This window comes from Pseudoselenomonas ruminantium, assembly GCF_900104055.1.
Classification (GTDB): domain Bacteria; phylum Bacillota; class Negativicutes; order Selenomonadales; family Selenomonadaceae; genus Selenomonas_A; species Selenomonas_A ruminantium_C.
Window position 1 is genome coordinate 38,067 of record NZ_FNJQ01000013.1, and the last position, 20,828, is coordinate 58,894.

The window sequence follows — 20,828 nt, forward strand, 5'->3', positions numbered from 1 at the left end:
ACATATGCTCCCCCTCTGCAATTCATTTTTCATAAAGAGAAACACCTTTCACCCTTTAATGACTTTTCCTATTTATTTCTCCAAAGCAAAAAAGTCGTATCCTTCTTCACCGAACAGCCTTTTTCTGAATATAGGGATAATGGTCAGCCAGCCTAGCAGCAGGAATACACCGATTACCGGCATCAACATGAGTATGCGGATAGTTTCCCGAAAGGGCCTGCCCTGTTCGCATTCGTGTTTGAGCAAGCGCCATAATACATAAAACAGCAACAGATGTTTTATCTGATAGAGTGTTGCATTATCTATTCCCGGCACTCCTATATCGCCGACCATATCCATCAGGATACCTATTCCAAAACAAGCGGCAAGATACTTCAGGAAATCTTTGTACCTTAAAAATATTTTCAGATGTTTCCGATTGGCAAAGATGGTAATAACGGATCCTAACAACATGGGCAGAAATCCGAAGAATGGTATCAGCGCAGCCATTATGGCAGCACTGCTGGCGGCACAAAGCCAAAGGCGGAGAATAAAATGAAGGGCTCTGCTTTTCCAGGCTGTTTGCAGGAGGATGATATAAATTACTGCCCCTAAAACAATTTTGACTACCTGCATGAGTTTTATCGCACCTGCATCTAATAAGATGATGGCGATATAGGCGCAAATATTCGCGATGATGGACAATTTTATCAGCCAGATATATTTTTTTTAGCGTTCTTCCTCTGTGGGAAATATTTTCTCAAAACTTAAGGTCATGATGCTCCCTGCCTTTCGTATAATTCCACAGGAAAGTATAGCATCCCAGCATTAGATTTCCCTTAGAAGTTGACATGTCAAAAGTCAAATGTCAAAAAAGGCTATCGCACTACAAAATGCGATAGCCTTTCTATCATGCAATCTTAGATCTGCGGGCCTGCGGAAACCAGAGCCTGGCCTGCTTCGTTGTTCTTCGTGTATTTGTCGAAGTTCTTGATGAAGCGCTGAGCGAGGTCTTTTGCCTTTTCTTCCCATTCAGCCGGGTTAGCGTAGGTATCCTTCGGATCGAGGATATTGGTGTCTACGCCTTCGAGTTCCGTCGGTACTTCGAGGTTGAAGAACGGAATCTTCTTGGTCGGAGCCTTCTTGATGGCGCCGCTGTGGATAGCGTCGATGATGCCACGGGTATCCTTGATGGAGATACGCTTGCCGGAGCCGTTCCAGCCCGTGTTCACGAGGTATGCCTTCGTGCCGTTGGCTTCCATCTTCTTAACCAGTTCTTCTGCGTACTTGGTCGGATGCAGTTCGAGGAATGCCTGACCGAAGCAAGCGGAGAAGGTCGGAGTCGGTTCGGTGATGCCGCGTTCCGTACCAGCCAGTTTAGCCGTGAAGCCGGAGAGGAAGTAGTACTTCGTCTGTTCCGGAGTTAGGATGGAAACCGGAGGCAGTACGCCGAAAGCATCAGCGGACAGGAAGATAACGCTCTTAGCTGCAGGAGCTGCGCTCTTGTCGTTGACAAAGCCCTTAACGGTGCCTTTGATATGATCGATAGGATAGGATACACGGGTGTTTTCCGTGATGGTCTTATCGGCAAAGTCGATGTTGCCCTTGTCGTCGAGGGTTACGTTTTCAAGCAGGGCGTTGCGCTTGATGGCGCCATAGATGTCCGGTTCGGATTCCATGTCGAGGTTGATAACCTTGGCATAGCAGCCGCCTTCAAAGTTGAATACGCCTTCATCATCCCAGCCGTGTTCGTCATCGCCAATCAGCAAACGTTTCGGATCCGTGGACAGGGTGGTTTTACCCGTGCCGGAGAGGCCGAAGAAGATAGCCGTATTCTGGCCCTGCTTGTCGGTGTTGGCGGAGCAGTGCATAGCAGCAATGCCCTTGAGCGGCAGGAAGTAGTTCATCATGGAGAACATGCCCTTCTTCATCTCACCGCCGTACCAGGTGTTGATGATAACCTGTTCGCGGCTCGTGAGGTTGAAGACTACGGCCGTTTCGGAATGCAGGCCCAGTTCCTGATAGTTTTCTACTTTAGCCTTGGAAGCGTTGTAAACAACGAAGTCCGGCTTGAAGTTAGCCAGTTCTTCTTCCGTCGGCTGGATGAACATATTGGTTACGAAATGTGCCTGCCAAGCAACTTCCACGATGAAGCGCACAGCCATGCGGGTGTCTTTGTTGGCACCGCAGAAAGCATCTACAACGTAGAGTTTCTTGTTGGACAGTTCCTTCTTAGCGATTTCTTTCAGAGCGTTCCAGGTTTCCGGCGTAGCTCTGTGGTTATCGTTGTGATAGTCTTCGGAATCCCACCAAACGGTGTCATGGGAAGTCTCATCATCTACGATGAATTTATCTTTAGGCGAACGGCCGGTGAAAATACCAGTCTTTACGTTGACAGCACCCAGTTCGGAAACCTGGCCCTGTTCGTAGCCCGTCAAACCTTCTTTAGTCTCTTCTTCAAAAAGCGTCTTGTAAGACGGATTGTGGAGAATTTCAGTCGTACCAGTGATGCCATATTGGCTAAGATCGATGTTTGCCATTTTACATTCAACCTCTTTCGTAAAAAAGATACTTTTCGCAGTTTGAGAAGCTTTTCACTTTGTTTCTCACCACGCTTATCATATTAACTTATTTTTCCATAAATGTCAACTATTTTCTTATCTAATTCAAAAAATGTTATTTATCTAAATTGTTTGACATAAATTACACAAACAAAACAAAACACTCATCAATCATGTATTATTGACAAGTGTTTTGCTTGTAAGCTATTTATTTAGCGATAAATCTCAATACAGCATCAGCCATCTCATCTTTCGCACATACGCCCTTATGTCGTACTTCCTTGGACTTGAGCGCAACCAGTCCCTGCGGGATTGGCTGGTCATTGAGTTCCTGCAGTTTGGCGAGCAGGGCGAATTCATCCAAACCTGCCGTCTCTGCCTGCAAGGCCTCGAGCACGCTGCCATTGAACTTATACGGGCTGGCCGTGGACACGACCACCATCACGCGGTCATCCTTCGTGGCATGACGGTAATTCTTGGCCACCTGATAAGCCACGGCGCTATGGGTATCCAGCACGTATTTATGCTGTTCGTAGACCTGACGGATGCAAGCCTTTGTGGCACTATCCTCCACAAAATCTGCCCAGAAGAATTCCTTGATCTTGCCACGGGTATCCTTGTCCACCTCATAGCTGCCCTGTTTGGCCAGTTCCGCCATCCAGCCGGCCACCTGTTCCGTACTGCCCGTCACATGATAGAGCAGTCGTTCCAGATTGCTGGAAATCAGGATATCCATGGACGGCGTGATGGTCTTATAGAAGTCGCGGTTGCGGTCATAACGGCCCGTCTGCAGGAAATCCGTCAACACATTGTTGGCATTGGAGGCGCAGACGAGCTTATGCACCGGCAGGCCCATCTGCTTGGCATAAAAGCCCGCCAGGATATTGCCGAAGTTACCCGTGGGCACGGTGAAGTTGATTTCTTCCCCTGCCTTGATACGGCCAGCCTTGCGCAGATCTGCATAAGCACTGAAATAGTAGACGATCTGCGGCACGAGACGGCCCCAGTTGATGGAGTTGGCCGAGGATAGCTTCACATTCGCCTTGCCCAGTTCTTCGCCAAAAGCCTGGTCACTGAAAATCACCTTGACACCGCTCTGGGCATCGTCAAAATTCCCCTTTACGGCCGTCACATTGACATTGCTGCCTTCCTGCGTGAGCATCTGCAGCTGCTGGATCTGGCTGACGCCGCCTTCCGGATAGAAGACCATGATGGAAATCTGATCTACATCCTTGAAGCCCTCCAGCGCAGCCTTCCCCGTATCGCCCGAGGTGGCAACCAGAATCAGCACATCGGACTTCTCGCCGGTCTTCTTGAGCGCCGTGCTCATGAGCTGCGGCAGCAGCTGCAAGGCCATATCCTTGAAGGCGCTCGTCGGGCCATGCCAGAGTTCGAGCACCTGCATATTCCCTAAATCTGTCACCGGGGCCCGGCCTTCACAGTCAAACTTGCCCTGGCCATAGGCATTGTTGACGCAGGCCGTTATCTCCTCCGCCGTATAATCCGTCAGGAACAGGCTCAGAACTTTAGCCGCCCGCTCCTCATAGGAAAGAGGCAGCAAGCTCTCGATAAATGACTCGTCAACCTTTGGCAGGCTGTCCGGCACGAACAGGCCGCCATCTGTAGCCAGCCCTTTGATGATGGCCTGCGCCGAAGTAAGTTTCACATTTTCTCCCCGGGTACTGCTGTAATTCAATCAAACCGCCTCTTTCCTATATAATAGATATTATCTGCTGACTGCTGCCACGGTGGCTTTGGCTGCCTGCACGAGATCCGCAGGCTTCAGGATGATCTGTTCGCCACGCTTGCCGGCACTGATGGCAATGACCTCCTGCGCCTCGGCGCTGGCATCGAGATAGACCGGATAGTCCTTCTTGGCTCCCAACGGCGAGCAACCGCCCCGGATATAGCCAGTCAGGCCAAACACTTCCTTCAGATGCACCATTTCCACGCGCTTGTTGCCCGAAGCTGCGGCCAATGCCTTAAGATCTAATTCACCGCCGCCAGGAATCACAGCCATCAATACGCCGTTCTTATCCCCCCGGCACACCAAGGTCTTATAGACCATTTCAATGGGCATACCCACGGACTCAGCCACATGCACAGCTGACAAGTCATTTTCGTCCACCTCATAGGTTTTCAGCTCATAGCTGATGCCCAGCGTGTCTAAAATCCTTGCTGCATTGGTCTTTGCTTCTTTTTTCTTTTTTGCCATTTTTGCTTACACCTTGTTTCCAAAAAACTTTCTGTTCCTTATTATACAATTATTGTACATATTTTACCACAAAAAAATAAATTTATTTCCAAATTGTAAATCCATGTTTACACTAGCCAAATAAAAGAGCCGCTGACAAATCAAAGTCAGCAGCTCTTCTGCTATCAATCCAGCCAATGATAATCCCGATGATTTTCCAGGAACGTAATCAATTCTTTTGGCGGCAGCGGATGGGAGAAGTAATAGCCCTGCTCATACTCGCATCCCATGCTGGCCATCTGCTGGGCCATATGTTTGTCCTCTACCCCTTCGACGATGATTGCCATCTTTTCTTCCTGGAACATACGCATCACATGCAAGAGCATATTGCTGCTGCTGCGGAAATACGACCAGACCAGCTGCATATCGATCTTTACCATGGCAAAGGGCAGATTGATCACCCGTATGATATTCGATGTGCCCGCTCCAAAATCGTCCAACAAAAAACTCACACCGCAATTCTTAAGCCGCCGCATCTGCTCCAGCAAAGACTCCATATCCCCGGTGGCCGACTCGGTGACCTCCAGCCGAATCTTCTCCATGGATATCCGATGCCGTACCGCAATGCGCTCCAGCTCATCGCCCAAGTTGTAATTCAGGCATTGTGCCGGAGAAATATTGATGGTCAGGAAATCAATGCCCAGCGCATCCAGATCATACTCACTGATAAAATGACAGGTCTTGGCAAATATCTGCCGCCCCAGTTCCATGATATCCCCGTCATTTTCCGCCAATGGGATAAATTCCTGCGGCGGTATATAGCCCAATTCCTCATCATACAGGCGGGCCAGCACTTCCACTGCATTTATGCAGCCGTCCTTGACCGAATACATTGGCTGCAGGTGAATTTCCAGCTTGTTTTCCCGCAAGGCCCTGCCCATGATCAGCCGGATTTTCTCCTGCCGTTTCATCTGCTCGAGCAGCGCTTCATCCACCACATACACATCGGTCATATCCCGGCGGTACGCTTCATTGAAGGCCTGTTCCAAACAAATCTCTACACTGCGGACGCTTTTCTTAGGCACATTCTTGGAAACAAATATCATATTTATCCCCAGAACAGCCTGCGCCCCGCCACTGTCCGACCAGGGATAACGGAACCGCTCCTCAATTTTCTTGGCCATGCCCTGCACATCACTGTAGTCGGAATCATGCTCGAGCAGCACCATCTGCCCATTGCCCAGATAAAATACCTGAAAGCCTGAAAACTGTTTCTCCAGCCATTTGCCAATGTCCAGCAGGCTTTTATACATGGTATTCGGACCATAAAACGTCTTAAACGAGGGATAATTCTTGATGCCAATGCCAAAACAGGAAAATTGTGCTTCATTGACCAACAGTTCTGCTGCCATTTCGGCAAAAGCAGACTTATTGAAGACATCCACCATCCGATCCCGGAAGGAGTCCGGATTCTGTGCCGTCAGATAGATGATCAGGATTGCCATCAGACTGAAGAAGCTCGTAACCAGCGTGTTCATAAAGGAATGCCGCACCAAGATCCCTACCGCCAAAATCAGATTGCTGCTATAGAGGCCTATCTGCAGTTTAAGCGCTACTTCCTTGCGGCAGACAGTCAGCACCGCTACAGATGCCATAATATAAAACCAGGTACTGAAGTAAATCGCATTGTAGTAGGCAAGATTATGATAGCCCGTTACCGGGTCCATCGTAAATATAGCCCCGGTCCAGGGTGTTGACAAGATTATCAGGCAGACCACGGCCGCAGGAACGAAGCATCCCCAAGTATACCGCCGGCCCCAGCGCCGCGGCGCATTCACGACCTCCGAGGCATAGACGAACAGGAGCCACCCACGCAGGATAAAGCTGAGAAAATAGGCAATATTCAGTCCATAAGACAGAGAAAGCGGATATTCCTGCCAGACCTCGTTCAGCTCGCAGGCCCAGATATCCGTGACGGTCATGACGACATTCATGATCATCACCCACCAGAAACTGCGGCTCTGCCGGGTAGGCAGCTGCCGCCGCAGGTAATAGACCGTCATCAGGATCAGCTGTATAGGGATTGTTGCCAAAGCAAAGTCATAATTATAGTTACTAAGCCAATTCCACATAAAAATTCCCCTTGCTCTAATCATAAACTTCCATTGTTCTATGTTTTCGCCAAGGGGAATTATAATTCCTGCAATATTTAGTTAATAATCCCAAAAGCCTGCAGAGCCAGGATGACCATGATTACCGGTGCCACATAACGGATGACTAGACGGTAAAGGCCTTTGCGCGGCATGGGACTGCCATCAGCTTCCATTTCGCCGATGATCCATTCCGGCTTCACGAGCCAGCCAATCAGGATGGCGGACAGGAAGGCGATGATGGGCATCATGCAGGCCGTACTGATATAGTCCATGATGTCCAAAAGCTGTCCAGTGGAACCATTAGGCAGCCCAACTTCCACATAGAACAGGCTGTAGCCCAAAGCAATGACCACCGTGATGACGGTGTAGAAGGCACTGACGATCAGCGTGACTTTCTTGCGCTCTGCCTGGAAGATTTCCATGCAGTTGGCCACGATAGCCTCCAGCACGGAAATACAGCTGGTCAGGGCAGCAAAGATCGCCATCAGGAAGAACGCCGCCCCCACGATGATACCGATGACGCCTAAGGAGTTAAAGACCTTCGGCAAAGACACGAACATGAGCTTCGGACCGGCAGCCATGCCGTCCATGCCGGAGAAGGCAAATATGGCCGGAATGATCATCATACCCGCGAGCACTGCCACCGCCGTATCCACGATTGCAATCTGGGACACGGACTGATTGAGGTTGACATCCTTCTTGACATAGGAACCATAGGTAATCATGATGCCCATGGCCACGGACAGCGAGTAGAACATCTGGCTCATGGCATCCAGCACGATCTGGATGTACTTGCTGAGCGTCAGGCCTTCAAAATTCGGCAGGAAGTAGATTGCCAGCCCCTGCAGGCCCGTTCTGACCGTGCCATCTGCATCCTGAACTTCCAAAGTCAGCACATAGAGGGAAATCAGGATAACCGTGATGAGCAGGACGGGCATGATGATGCGCGAAGAAGCCTCAATGCCCCGTTCCACCCCGCGGTAAACCACGAAGGCCGTCGCCAGCATAAAGATGGCCGCATAGATGCCGGACTCCACGGGATTCGTGATAAAGCCCACGAAGTATTCATCCTGCGCTGCAGCTGCTCCTGCGCCTGTCAGGAACGTCACGGCATACTTGGTAATCCAGCCTCCGATAACCGCATAATAAGTCATGATGATTGCCGGTACTAAAAAGGTCAGGATACCCAAGAATTTCCAGCCGGGTTTCATGGCGCCATAAGCTTTGATGGAACTGAGCTGAGTTTTGCGCCCGATAGCCAAATCCGAGGACAAAAGTGCGTAACCAAAGGTCACAAGCAAAATCAAATACGTGAGCAGGAAAATTCCGCCGCCATCCTTCGCAGCAAAATACGGAAACCGCCAAAGATTGCCCACGCCAACGGCGGAGGCTGCCGCCGCTAATACGAAGCCAAGCTGGCCGGAAAAGCTGCTGTCCTTGCTGTTTTTCTCATTCATATACATCACCTCTAATTCTTGATAAGAATATTATACACCTTTACAGTCATTTGTAAAGGTTTTTATCATAAATATATACTTTTGTTTTTATGGAATCAACATTGTTTTTATTCATGAAAAAAAAAACAGCCATAATCCTTGCCTGCTGGACAGGGATTATGGCTGACTTTGCCTGTTTTATATTCCACTCAAGAAAGACATATGTTTTACATCAATCTTCATCCGGATTATCCAAGATCCGTTCAATCTTGTTCTTCATGACTTCAAAAGCCACATCATTAAGGCCGCTGTTGAGGACGATATCCGCCACATTGCGAGTGGGTTCCACATAGAGATAGTGCATCGGCTTTACCGTTGCCAGATAATGCTCGATAATGTCCTGCAGCTCGCGGCCGCGCTCTTCCATATCCCGCACTACGCGGCGCAGGATGCGTTCATCGGCATCCGCCTCCACGAAAATCTTGATATCGAACAAATCCCGCAGGCGCTCATCCTGGAAGATCAAAATGCCTTCCACCACGATAACGCGGCTGGGATTGATGGTTACAGTCTTATCGGAACGATTATGTTGGGTGAAGTCATACACCGGGCATTTGATGCTCTCACCATTGCGCAGAGCCTCAAGATGCTCCACCAGCAGATCCGTTTCCAGGGCCTGTGGATGGTCATAGTTGATCTTGCGGCGTTCCTCCATGGACAGGTCATCATTGGCGCGATAGTAGTTGTCGTGGTATATGACTGTTATGTTATCACCAAAAAAATTCTTCAAGCGATTGGTAAAGGTGGATTTACCCGAACCGGAACCACCGGCAATACCAATAATCGTTGTCTTCATTTGGCGCAACACCTCCTTTGGGTAATTCAGCATTAGTAACGATTATAGCACAAAACTTATTCTTCCGCTAGTATTTCATAGAGTTCCAGTATCTCCCGTATTCGTTTGGTTTCCACAGCACTCAGCTCATGACGGCGTGACTTGCCGCCAAGCTTATAGTAGACAATATAACCGCCGCCCACGCTCAGTATCCGCTTGAACGCATCTATGACGGATCTATTGGCATTCAGCGAATAGCTTTCCGTCAGCCACTCCGCATCCGAAGCCATATGCTTATTCAATTTTGACGGATCAAAGGCCACCGTCGTCGTCTGGCCACCAGCTACGATATCCAGACGGTCACCCTTGATCCAAGCAGTCTGCAGCGGATCGCTAATATGATAATAATAGTAGACATCATAAGCTATGACACACTTCCCATTGCCCGCTATCACAAAGGGGCGCAGATAAACCCCAGGTTCCGGTTTTTTCGGCCACTTATGCTTATAGTATGTCAGCCCACCGACAGTCTCTGCTGCCATATTGTCCTTGAGTTCCCTTGTCTTCTTCTCCCGGGCCTCTGCAGCTGCTTTTTCTTTGGCCTCTTCCTGGCGGCGTATTTCTTCCTCCTTGGCCTTCTGCGCTTCCCTTTCCAATTCCTCCGGTGTCTTTTCTTTTTCCTTGGCCAGCTTCGCTTCCTGCTGGATTTGCTTCTCCTGCTGGACATAGTAATATGCTGCGCCGCCCGCGGCCATGATCAGAATATATATCACGATTGCACCAATGATGATGTGGGATCTTTTCAATATTCTCACCTCATATGTCATATTTCACGCGAAAAGGCAAAAATCCTGCAAGAAAAAAACAGCCCCGCAAGCTTTTCCTTGCAGGACTGTTTGATTTCATCAGTCGAAGCAGATATAAACCGCGTCTATATCTTCAAGTTCCAACCCCATCTCCTTGAAAGCCGTGTGCAACGCCTGGCTGGCAACATCCACATTGCGCGCCCTGTCACCGGCTTCTATCAAATTCAACGCGGATCCATCTACCGGATGAATTGCAAAGACCATGCCATCATAGATTAACTTGAAAGCTGCGGCACCTCTTTTGGTAACCAGCTGTTTGGTATATTCCCGATACTGATCAGGCATAATCATTTTGGGCACCGGAATATCCTTATCCGCAGGCATCAAAGTAACCTGCTGCGGCTCTACGGTTACCTGATAAGTACCATAATCATAAATTTGGTTATTGACCTTCTTGCCAAAAGGAATCTTCGCCACAGTCAAACCTAAAACTTTCTGTACCGCCCCCTCATCTGAAACATTTTCCAAACGATAAGCCCCCTGTCCGGCCTGCGGGTTCCCATCCACATAATCAATCTGTGGCCGATCCACCGCCTGTGTTTGTTGCGGTTCCGGCTTCGCCTCGGGCTCCGGCTTCACTTCGGGTTCCGGCTTCACTTCAGGTTCCGGCTTCACCTCAGGTTCCGGCTTCACCTCGGGTTCCGGCTTCACCTCAGGTTCCGGCTTCACCTCAGGTTCCGGCTTCACCTCAGGTTCCGGCTTCACCTCAGGTTCCGGCTTCACCTCGGGTTCCGGCTTCACCTCGGGTTCCGGCTTCACTTCGGGTTCCGGCTTCACCTCGGGTTCCGGCTTCACTTCGGGTTTTGTTTTTAATGTATATTCCCCTGTATAGTTGAAGCGATAATTCCCTACCTGCTCTCCATTTTTTATCTCCTTTTGATCCACCAATACCTTAATATCGTACTTACCATCCGAACGTTTATCACCAATCGTCCAAGCAAGTTTCGGTGCATTTTCCAATGTATCACCATTTACCAGCTGGTCTTTATACGAGACGCCTGTAACCTTAATGTTGTCACTTGTCAGTTCCTCTCCCTCACCAGTCAACTTCAACGATACATCACGAGGCGTAATGGTCAGCCTCCCCTTATCCGGAATAATATTATAATTTGCTGCATCATCCGGATCAGCAAAACTTACAGAATCCACTTCAACTACATTTTTATAAACGCCTGCATTTGCCGTTACAGCACCATCCGGCACCTTATAATCGTCCGTCAGGCTGAATTTAAAGCCAACGACTGCATCACCGTTTACCAATCCCGAAGCATGAATTTTACGCTTGCTGTATTCAGCACTGCCATATTCTCCCTCAAGATCTTCCTGCACAGTCAAATCCCGAGGCATAATCGTCAAGCTGGGCTTCTCCGTCAATTCCGGCTTATAACCATGCGCTACTGCCGTATTGTTGGCAAAAGATGCCTCATCAACCCCAATAGTATAAACAGCCATCTTCCCATCTGCTGCAGCTTTATCACCACCATTGCGCGTGGCTTCTGCAGAAAATCCCTTACTCGATAAGTTGACAGCAGCATCCGCGGTCTCCGGTACTGTTGACTCATCAAACACATTCTTATATTTTTCAAACAGCGCCTTGTCCACGTCCTGCAGCTTAGCTGTTACCGGTGTCGTAATTTTTTCGCTAAATGCCTCACCATAAGTTTTCTCCATATCTTGAATCGTATAGGACATAACCGGCTGATAGTTGAAAATATACCGCCCATTGTGAGCCTCGTCTTCTATCGGAGCTGCATAACGATAAATATTTTCGTCATTATCCTCACCGGTGTCCTTCTGACTCCGCCCCCACAGTGCATAGGTGCCGCTGCTGAGATTATCTCCATACTCATTACCAGCCGGATCATTTGTATATATCTTCCAGCCGCCGACCTTGCCAGCATCCGAGCCAGTCTCTATGCCTTTAGCACCTGTGGACTTATTGACCAATTTGCCATCATGGGCGTCGATGATTACAGCATCCGGAGCCGTCGATTCGGTTTTAATGCCATCATTCTCGATAACTCCATCATCCTTGATGAGTTTCTCGTTCATAGTAATGGCATGTCCGGAACCTTCGGTGACTAATTTGACTTTTTGCTTCGCCTTAATCCCCCGAATATCAATATTCCCTTTTGATTGGACATCAACGCTGTCAGCAGTAATATGGTCGCCAATCGCCACACCAGCATTGCCCATAATATTCAACTGACCGTCAACTTGTACCAAACCAGTGTATTTTCCATCTGTTTCCGGATTTATCTGATACTGATGATCCACATTCTTCGCCATCGTACCAGGATTAGCTCCACCGCCAGTCGTCACTTTACCAGCAGTTTTAATGGATAGATTATTCAAAGGAGCTGATTTACCTACATTGCCACCGATTGTAATATTTCCCTTGTCACTAATGAGGTTAACATTGGCATGAAGCATGTTTGTTTCCTGCACAAAACCTCTTACATTACTCTTCTGGTCATTGACATCAGCCCAGCTGGTATCTTCTCTGTCACCGACTGCCACAAAAGGCTGCTCATAACTAGCATCATTCTGATTATTATTGGGCTCATCATATATATAATGATTTCCAGCGTCATTATGTGTTGAATCCTTTGACCACCCCTGATACATATTGATAGCCGTCGTTCCCTTGCCTTTATCACCGGTTGTATAAAATACCTGCCCTGTTTGCTTCCATGCTTCCGGCCCAGTTTCCCACTTGAATACACGATTTGCCTTATTTTTAGCACTTCCTGTATAGCCAGTACGTCCCCCTAAAAGCCATTCATTATTCTTTCTTATCGCTAAAGGCGCGAGTTGTGAACGAATCACCCAATCTTCCAATGGGGTAGTGATTGTCGCCAGGTATTTGTCACCCGTATTAATACCACCTTCAGTCCCTTCCTGTGCCGCCAGCCTTGCCCGATCCCATCGGTTAAAAATATTTTCACGGTTATTATTTATTTCACCGTTAGTATCCTTTTTGGTTATATCCGCAGTTGAAAGAATATGTTCCGCTAATTTATTATATATGGCTATATTTTCTGGCTTGACTATATCTGAAAATTCCATAGGAATTTCACAATTTCCCAACTGAACATATTTCTCATAATATGTCTTTATTGCTGCTTTCTCATCTTTTAACAAATCTTTCGGATACTGATTTTCTGCACCAAAAATATGTTCCTTTACCCGATCATAAGCTGCCTGATATTTTAACTCGGTCTTTCCTTCCGCAGTCGTTATAGTCTCATTCACCAGCTTATCCGAATCAATCCAGGCAATATTTTTAAGATACTTATTATAATAGCTTTCTACCAATTTTTTTAAAGCATCGTCCCATACAACACTTCCGCCGCTTCCATCACTGCTATTATTCTGAAAGAACCGATAAGTATTGACCGAACCGAGATTGCCACTGATATTTATATGGCCGTCACCAGCACCACCAGTGGTATTAATAGTAAATTTCCCGTCTTCAATTCCTAGGCCCACATCGCCATAGAAATTGACATTGCCTCCTTGGGTAGTGATGGTAACATCCTTCTGCTGCCTGTCATTGATGGTGCCAATAAAAGTACCCACTGTACCATCGGTTATCTTCTGACCGGTACCGGAAGTAAAATCGCCGCCATTAGTCGTTACATCATTATTGAGTACGACCATGCCCTTGCCTACACCAGCAGTATCGGCATGCAGCTGTACATTGATTTTTCCCGTTTCTACCACCAGCGGAGCATTCACGGTAACATTCCTGCGGGCCTGCAAATCTATCGTGCCCGCTTTTTCCATTCCACCAGCATTAAGTTTCGCCGCAGAGCCAATCTCCACATTATCCCCCGCAGCTTTTATAATGCCGCCATTCTGACCACTGGTATTAAGCTCACCTGCAGTCACCATCACCTTACCGCTTTCGCCTGCGTTCAGAAGCACTTCGCCATTTTCATTAATTGTGATGGCCTTAGCCTCTTGAAAATCACCGTTGTTTATTACGTTGCTGACTAAATCCTCAGCATCATTCTTAGTCAACAAAACATAACCTTTGGTTGACTTGATATCCTCCTTTAAGGCCTTATTGTGGACCAAATCAGCATCGGCGTTGAAATTCAGCTTGCCAGCTGAATCCAGAGATAGCCGTACATTCTTTGTCGCTGACAGTGCTATTTCACCGCCTTTGGTTTCGATGTGCCCTGTATTTTCCACCACGGCCGCATGTAAAGCCACAAGCCCGCCCTTCGCATTAATGTTTTTGGCATTCAGTATGGTACCTTTACTGTCGTTTCCTAACTGCAGGTCAATATCTATAGCGCCCGTACTATTACCAAAATTCTCCATTAAAGCATTTAATTTATCTGTATTAACCTGCGTTGTGGAAGCCACAAGGTTACCCACATCAATCGACTTATCTCCACCAAAGATTATCCCGTGCGGATTGAGCAGGAATACCGTGCCACCAGCTGTCAGTTTGCCGAAAATCTTTGACGGATGCGTGTCTAAAATACGATTCAACGCAATACCACCATCAGGCTGATTGAAATTCACCACCTCATCTTTTCCTATATCAAAGGTCTTCCAATCGATTGCCGCCCTTGTCGTAGTTTGGGTAATCGTCAACTCATTAGCTGCATTTTTATGAACATCGACTGTTCCAGAACGAACCCCCTTTTCAATCGGTAAAGCCTCCACATTTCCTCCATACAACAACGAAGCACTAAGCCCAATTGCCACAGCTAATCTCAACGCGTCATGCCGCGATTTTTTCATCATAACAATTCCTTCCCTTTAAAAATAAATGCCGCCGCGCAGCCAGAAGCGGCCTCTTGCATGGCTATTGTCACTTTTCGGCTGCTCGGCTCCTATTGCCCAGCCATAATCAGCCCGCAGGAAACATTCATTGCGGCGGGTATAAAGTAATCCCAACCCGCAGCCCTGCAGATAACGGTGATTTTCTCCCAATCCTTGTTTTTGCTTGTTGATCTGCACGCCGCCATGATCAAAGGAGCCTGCCAGCTGCCATTTGTCTTTCCGCCCTGGCGGAGTCAGGCTATAGCGCAGTTCTGCCCTCACGAGGTATCCCATATCCCCTGAGGCCTCACTTGTCGGATACGCCCGGACACCACTGGCTCCGCCCAAGGAAAAATGTTCCGAAGAATCCAGATTGGAGCTGGCCAGCTGTCCTCGGGCAGATAACCACAGTTCCAGCCGATGCGCCAGATATTGCCGTTCCAAAAGATTCAAATTCAGCTTGTGAAAAGTTCCTGCGGTTTGAGACCGTTGTCCCTGCCGCCTGCCTTCCGCATTATCAAAGCCTAACGTACCCCATTTATAATCCGCCCGCCAGCTGAAAGCGCTTCTGCCGTCCATATCATCACCAAACAACGACAGAACTGCCCCCTTGCTATGCTTGCGCACACAGGAGTCAAACGCCCGCATTTCATCGGTCAGGGCATTCTGCTCATAGTAAATCCCCGTATAAAGATTATGGAACTGACTGCGCCGTAAAGCATATTCCCATCCCATAGTTCCCCGGCGGGAAATACCATAGGCATTTATATGCTCGTACACATCTCCTAAGTTATAGGAAAGCATATTATAGCCCAAAATCAGCCGCAAACCATCGCGCCCCATGGGCAAACGATATTGAAGTCCATAATTATAAAGTTTTGCGCCCGTTACATTCCCATTGAAATCCAGCTGATCACCCTCATGGGCGGGATTCAGAAAATCATAAGCCAGGCCATATTCATTGTAACCTGTGTAACGGTTGCCATAATTATCAGCAGTGATAAGACCACACTTGCCTTTGTAATTGGACAGCTCAATCTTCACCGAGGTCGTCCCCGTTTTCCTTCCCGGCAGCAAAGTTGCCTTAGCATCAGCACCAGCTAAATCCGAAAGCAGCCATACTGCCCGTTCTAATTTTTTACGGGTTAAATGTTCACCGGGCTTCAAAAAACGGATTTCCCGATGCACAGATTGATCATGGATTTTTGTCCGGTTATCTACGGTTACCTCATCCAGACGTCCTATCTGCACGACATACTCCACTATGCCGCCGCTGATTTTCTGTACGGGGATATAGCACCGCGCCAAAAGATATCCATGCTTGCGGAAGTAAGCCGTAATCTTATCAGCGCCTTCCTGCAATTCCTGAAAGGTCACCATCTTCCCTTTATAGGGTGTCAGCAAAGCCTGCAGTGTACTGTCTCTGTAAATATCCTGCCCGCTAAGCTTGAATCCGTTCACCTGGATCTTCACCTCTGCCGGCATATGCAACGGGGGACGTTTTGACTCCGGCATGGCAATTTCTGCCTTCCCCTTATCCTTCTGTGACTGCTGCGAAAATTCCTTATCCCGCTGTGCACCTGCCAATGAACCTGCATCGGGCATATCCGGTGGAGGTACTGCCACCGCACCTTCAGCCAAACTTCCACTTCCAGCAATCAATGCTCCCGTCAATACAAATAACTTAAAACTCTTCTTCAAATAATCCACACTCTTTTCTGCAATAACTTCCCAAAAGAAAAGACTACCTGCGTTCTCTGACACAAGTAGTCTTGCAAGGTATTCGCTTTCAGCAATGCCGCTTCTCAATCGCGGATCAATACCTGCGCCCAATAATAATAGCCATCTAAGCCCTTGGTGCAGGCAATCCCCATTTTCGTATAATGACGGTTGAGAATGTTCGCCCGATGTGCCGGTGAAGCCATCCATGCCTGAACGATCTCCGCAGCCTCGGCGTCCGTGCTGACTGCCAGGTTCTCTCCGAACCATGAGTAAGGAACATCTTCCATCACTGACTGTGCACTGCGTCCATCCGGACGCTGATGTGCAAAATGCACGCCCGCTTCCCGGGCTCTGGTTTCAGATATCGCCGTCAGGCCCTCGTCCATGGCCAAGGGCTGCAAACCGACGGCCAGCCGTTCTGCATTGACACAATTCAGCACATCCCCAGCCAAGCCGGAAGCCATTGCCGATGATGTCAACATAACCAATACCGCAAATACCAGCAGGGAAAACATCCGCCGCAAAAGGTTCATCTTTCCTGCCTCTTTCGTTTGCTGCCGTCACTTCTTCCTTATGAGCACCAAGTCTCCACACTTCTTGCCCTCCTGCCCTGCAGGGAAGTCCAAAGCCCGTCACAAACCAGCGAACCCTCATCCTAAATGAGAGTGTCTCCTGCTGGCGCAAACATCTCATGCCTGCGCGATATCGTTATGTAATTATCCCTTACTTTCCCTCATTATAGCCTAAAATGAATAAGCAAGCAATAACTTCTGTCAGAAAACTGCACGTTTTCTTTTAATCCATAAATATTGTTATATTTTCTTTTATTCGCAGAAATTATGAAAAATCCTGCATAAAAATGAAATAGAGCGATGGTAACAGTTTCACAAACTGTTCCTCGCTCTATTGCTTTAGTTCGTCAGTTTATAATATTTTTTCTTGCCCTTCTTCACGATGGCCTCGCCATCCTTGAAGTCAGCTTCTGCGAGCACATAATCGGCATCGCTGACCTTCTCGTCATTGAGAGACAGGCCATTCTGCTGGATCAGACGGCGGCCTTCACCCTTGGAGGCGAATACCTTGCCAACCACCAATGCATCGAGCAGCTTCTGGCCGACTTCTGCCTTGACTTCGGGAATATCGGCACCAGCACCGCTGCCACCGAACATCGCCTCGGCAGAAGCCTGTGCCTTGTTAGCTTCTTCTTCGCCATGGACGATTTTCGTCACTTCGTAAGCCAGTACCTTCTTGGCTTCGTTGATGGCGGCATCCTTGAGCGCACCCAGACGGCGGACTTCATCCATCGGCAGGAAGGTCAGCAGTGCCAGGCAGTTTTCTACATCAGCATCATCCACATTGCGCCAGTACTGATAGAACTCGTACGGGCTGGTCTTCTCGGCATCGAGCCAGAGAGCACCACCAGCGGTCTTACCCATCTTCTTGCCATCGCTCTTGGTCAGCAATTTATTGGTCAGGCCGTATACAGCCGTGTTGTTCTTGCGGCGGTTGAGTTCTACACCCGCAATGATGTTGGACCACTGGTCATCGCCGCCCATTTCGAGCTTACAGCCATAACGGCGGTTGAGTTCCAGGAAGTCATAGCCCTGCATGACCATGTAGTTGAATTCCAGGAAGGTCAGGCCCTTTTCCCATCGCTGCTTGTAGCAGTCAGCGGCCAGCATGCGGTTGACCGTGAAGCAGGCACCGACCTCGCGCAGCAGGTCAATGTAGTTGAGCTTGCGCAGCCAGTCGCCATTGTTGACCATGATGGCCTTGTCATCGCTGAAGTCGATGAAGCGGGCAATCTGCTTCTTGAAGCATTCGCAGTTATGCTCGATGTCTTCATCCGTCAGCATCCTGCGCATGTCGGTACGGCCGGACGGATCGCCTACCGTACCCGTGCCGCCGCCCACCAGGCAGATGGGACGATGGCCCGCCCGCTGCATATGCGCCATGGCCATCAGGGCAATGAAATGTCCCGCATGGAGGCTGTCAGCAGTGGGGTCAAAACCAATATAGAATGTCACGCGCTCCTTATCGAAAAGTTCCCGCAGTTCCGCTTCATTGGTGCACTGCGCAATAAAACCGCGTTCCTGTAATGTGTCAAATACGTTTGCCAACAAACTCTCTCCTTTTACTTGGTCTATCAATTCCGGCCCTTGCCTACACCGTCACCGGGTTCCGGGGCCACCACTGGCGGCATGGCCGGTGCATTCCCGGATTTATTGCCATTGCCAGCAGGCGCTGCCTTGTTTTCGGCATTCTCTTTGCCATCCTTCTTATCAGCAGCCTTTTTATCCTCTTTTTTCTTGTCGTCCTTCTTGTGAAGTTCCTGTTTATGGTCGTCTTCCAGTTCACCGACACCACCATAATTGCTGGAACGTGAACCATCAAAATTCCGGGCCGGTGTCTGGGCTACCGCCTTCTGCATGAAGGCCTTCCAGATTTCCGCCGGCAGATGTCCGCCCATGATGCCTCTGGTCGGGGTATTGTCATCGTTACCAATCCATACGCCCGCTACCAGATCCGGCGTATAGCCTACGAACCATGCGTCGTTGTAATTACTGGTCGTACCAGTCTTGCCTGCGGCTGGCCGGCCGATATTTGCCCGGGTACCCGTGCCTTTCTTGATGACATCTTCCAGCATGTCCGTGAGCTCTGCTGCACTGGACTCGCTGACTACACTGCGCTGCTTGGGCTCGTTCTGCTCCAGCACCTTGCCGTTGCGGTCAAGGACCTTCACGATTACCACTGGCTCCACATGGACACCCTTATTGGCAAAGGTACCATAAGCGCTGGTAATCTCCAGCGGTGTTACCCCCTTGGTCATACCGCCCAAAGCCGTAGCCAATTGACGGTCATTGGAGGGGCCTTCCAGCACAAAGGTGGAAATACCCATTTCCTGCGCGTAATAGATTGGTTTGTCAATGCCCAGTTTCTGCGCAATCTTGACCGTCGGTACATTCATGGAATAACGGGCCACTTCCCGCATAGTAACCTTGCCGCTGAAGTTACCGCTGTCATTCCGGGGCCGCCAGCCATTGATATCAATCGGGCTGTCATTGATCACCGTATTCGGCGTGAACTTATTCTCCAGGGCAGCGACAAACACGAAGGGTTTGAAAGCCGAACCCGGCTGACGCACTGCCATTGTCGCACGGTTGAACTGGTCATTGCCGCGGCCGCCCACCATGGCCTTCACATAGCCATTATGCGGATCGATGGCCACCAAAGCCATCTGCGGCTGCGCCAGTCCATTGCCATCTGTTTTATAGGTAGGCAGTTTGCTGACGGTTTCTTCAGCGGCCTTCTGCATATCCATATCGATGGTGGTATAGATCTTCAAACCTTCCTTATAGACTGCATCTGCACCGTATTTATCAATCAGCTTCTGCGTTACATAGTCAATGAAGTAAGTCGCTACGCCAGTCTCACTCTTCTTGGCCGGCTTGACCAATTTCATATCCTCTTTTTTCGTCTTTTCTGCTGTCGAACGGTTGATATAACCATACTTTTCCATCTGGTCGAGCACAACAGCCTTACGTTCCTGCGCAGCCTGCAGATTGTTCATTGGAGAATAATAGTTCGGGCTTTTGGGAATACCTGCCAGCATTGCACACTCGTTAAGGTCCAAATCCTCGACATCCTTGCCGAAGTAAGTCTGGGCTGCAGCCTGTACGCCATAAGCCCCCTGCCCGAAGTAGATCTGGTTCAGGTACATCTCCAGGATTTCTTTTTTGGTATACTGACGCTCCAGCTGCAAAGCCAGGAAAACTTCCTGCACTTTACGGGTAAGCGTGCGCTCCTGCGTCAGATAGGCATTCTTGGCCAGCTGCTGCGTGATGGTCGAACCACCCTCAGCCACACCATGCCCCCGGATATTGGTATACAAAGCGCGGGCAATACCACGCGGATCAACACCTGAATGCTCATAAAAGCGATTGTCCTCCACTGCCACAAATGCATCCTGCAGCTGCTTGGGAACCTGCGCGATCTTCACCGGGCGGCGATTCTCCGCCGCGTGGACATTCGCAATTTCATTGCCATTGATATCATAGATCTGCGAAGATGCCGGTGGCAAGATATCGTTAGCCAGATCCGGCTTGGTATTCATACTGGCGGTAAGAAATCCACAGCCAATACCGGTAACCATGACCATGATGATCAGGCCAAAGCCCAAGACAACTCGCTTGAACGTTCCGCCGGACTTTGCAGAACGTTTCTGACGGCTCGTATTTGAACGTTTATCCATACGCTGCCTCCTTAAATTTATACTTTCCCATTGTAACACACTCAATCG

The 20,828-nt window shown here is 48.9% G+C and carries 13 protein-coding genes; all 13 read right to left on the reverse strand.

Annotated elements, in window-relative coordinates:
* Positions 1-72 precede the first annotated feature (72 nt).
* The 13 genes from BLQ59_RS07035 to BLQ59_RS07100 all read right to left on the reverse strand — a co-directional run bounded on the left by BLQ59_RS07035 (position 73) and on the right by BLQ59_RS07100 (position 20,780).
* Entirely contained in the window at positions 73-684 is a 612-nt protein-coding gene (locus BLQ59_RS07035) for a hypothetical protein (protein WP_074572170.1), read from the reverse strand.
* A gap of 215 nt (positions 685-899) precedes the next feature.
* Entirely contained in the window at positions 900-2,519 is a 1,620-nt protein-coding gene (gene pckA, locus BLQ59_RS07040) for a phosphoenolpyruvate carboxykinase (ATP) (protein ID WP_074572171.1), read from the reverse strand.
* 229 nt (positions 2,520-2,748) lie between these two features.
* On the reverse strand, positions 2,749-4,236 hold the full coding sequence (thrC, locus tag BLQ59_RS07045; RefSeq protein ID WP_074572172.1) for a threonine synthase: 1,488 nt from the start codon (positions 4,234-4,236) through the stop codon (positions 2,749-2,751).
* A gap of 30 nt (positions 4,237-4,266) precedes the next feature.
* Positions 4,267-4,755 (reverse strand): Cys-tRNA(Pro) deacylase, encoded by a 489-nt coding sequence (ybaK, locus tag BLQ59_RS07050; protein WP_073088341.1) that lies wholly within the window; start codon positions 4,753-4,755, stop codon positions 4,267-4,269.
* A gap of 164 nt (positions 4,756-4,919) precedes the next feature.
* Positions 4,920-6,866, reverse strand: a complete 1,947-nt coding sequence (locus BLQ59_RS07055) for an EAL domain-containing protein (RefSeq protein ID WP_074572173.1) — start codon at positions 6,864-6,866, stop codon at positions 4,920-4,922.
* Positions 6,867-6,943: 77 nt separating this feature from the next.
* Positions 6,944-8,344 carry a sodium-dependent transporter gene (locus tag BLQ59_RS07060; RefSeq protein WP_074572174.1) on the reverse strand — a complete coding sequence of 467 codons (1,401 nt, stop codon included), beginning with the start codon at positions 8,342-8,344 and terminating at the stop codon, positions 6,944-6,946.
* Positions 8,345-8,555: 211 nt separating this feature from the next.
* Entirely contained in the window at positions 8,556-9,179 is a 624-nt protein-coding gene (gene udk, locus BLQ59_RS07065) for a uridine kinase (RefSeq protein ID WP_074572175.1), read from the reverse strand.
* A 56-nt stretch (positions 9,180-9,235) separates the two neighbouring features.
* Positions 9,236-9,964, reverse strand: a complete 729-nt coding sequence (locus tag BLQ59_RS07070) for a hypothetical protein (protein WP_074572176.1) — start codon at positions 9,962-9,964, stop codon at positions 9,236-9,238.
* Positions 9,965-10,063: 99 nt separating this feature from the next.
* On the reverse strand, positions 10,064-14,788 hold the full coding sequence (locus BLQ59_RS15600; protein ID WP_081342487.1) for a two-partner secretion domain-containing protein: 4,725 nt from the start codon (positions 14,786-14,788) through the stop codon (positions 10,064-10,066).
* Positions 14,789-14,803: 15 nt separating this feature from the next.
* Complete coding sequence (locus BLQ59_RS07085; protein WP_074572177.1) at positions 14,804-16,507, reverse strand: ShlB/FhaC/HecB family hemolysin secretion/activation protein; 1,704 nt, start codon at positions 16,505-16,507, stop codon at positions 14,804-14,806.
* Between the two features lie 104 nt (positions 16,508-16,611).
* Positions 16,612-17,061, reverse strand: a complete 450-nt coding sequence (locus BLQ59_RS07090; RefSeq protein ID WP_074572178.1) for a CAP domain-containing protein — start codon at positions 17,059-17,061, stop codon at positions 16,612-16,614.
* Between the two features lie 378 nt (positions 17,062-17,439).
* Positions 17,440-18,648, reverse strand: coding sequence for a tyrosine--tRNA ligase (gene tyrS / locus BLQ59_RS07095; RefSeq protein WP_074572179.1), 1,209 nt, complete (start codon positions 18,646-18,648; stop codon positions 17,440-17,442).
* Positions 18,649-18,674: 26 nt separating this feature from the next.
* Positions 18,675-20,780, reverse strand: a complete 2,106-nt coding sequence (locus tag BLQ59_RS07100; protein ID WP_074572180.1) for a transglycosylase domain-containing protein — start codon at positions 20,778-20,780, stop codon at positions 18,675-18,677.
* Positions 20,781-20,828: the final 48 nt, after the last annotated feature.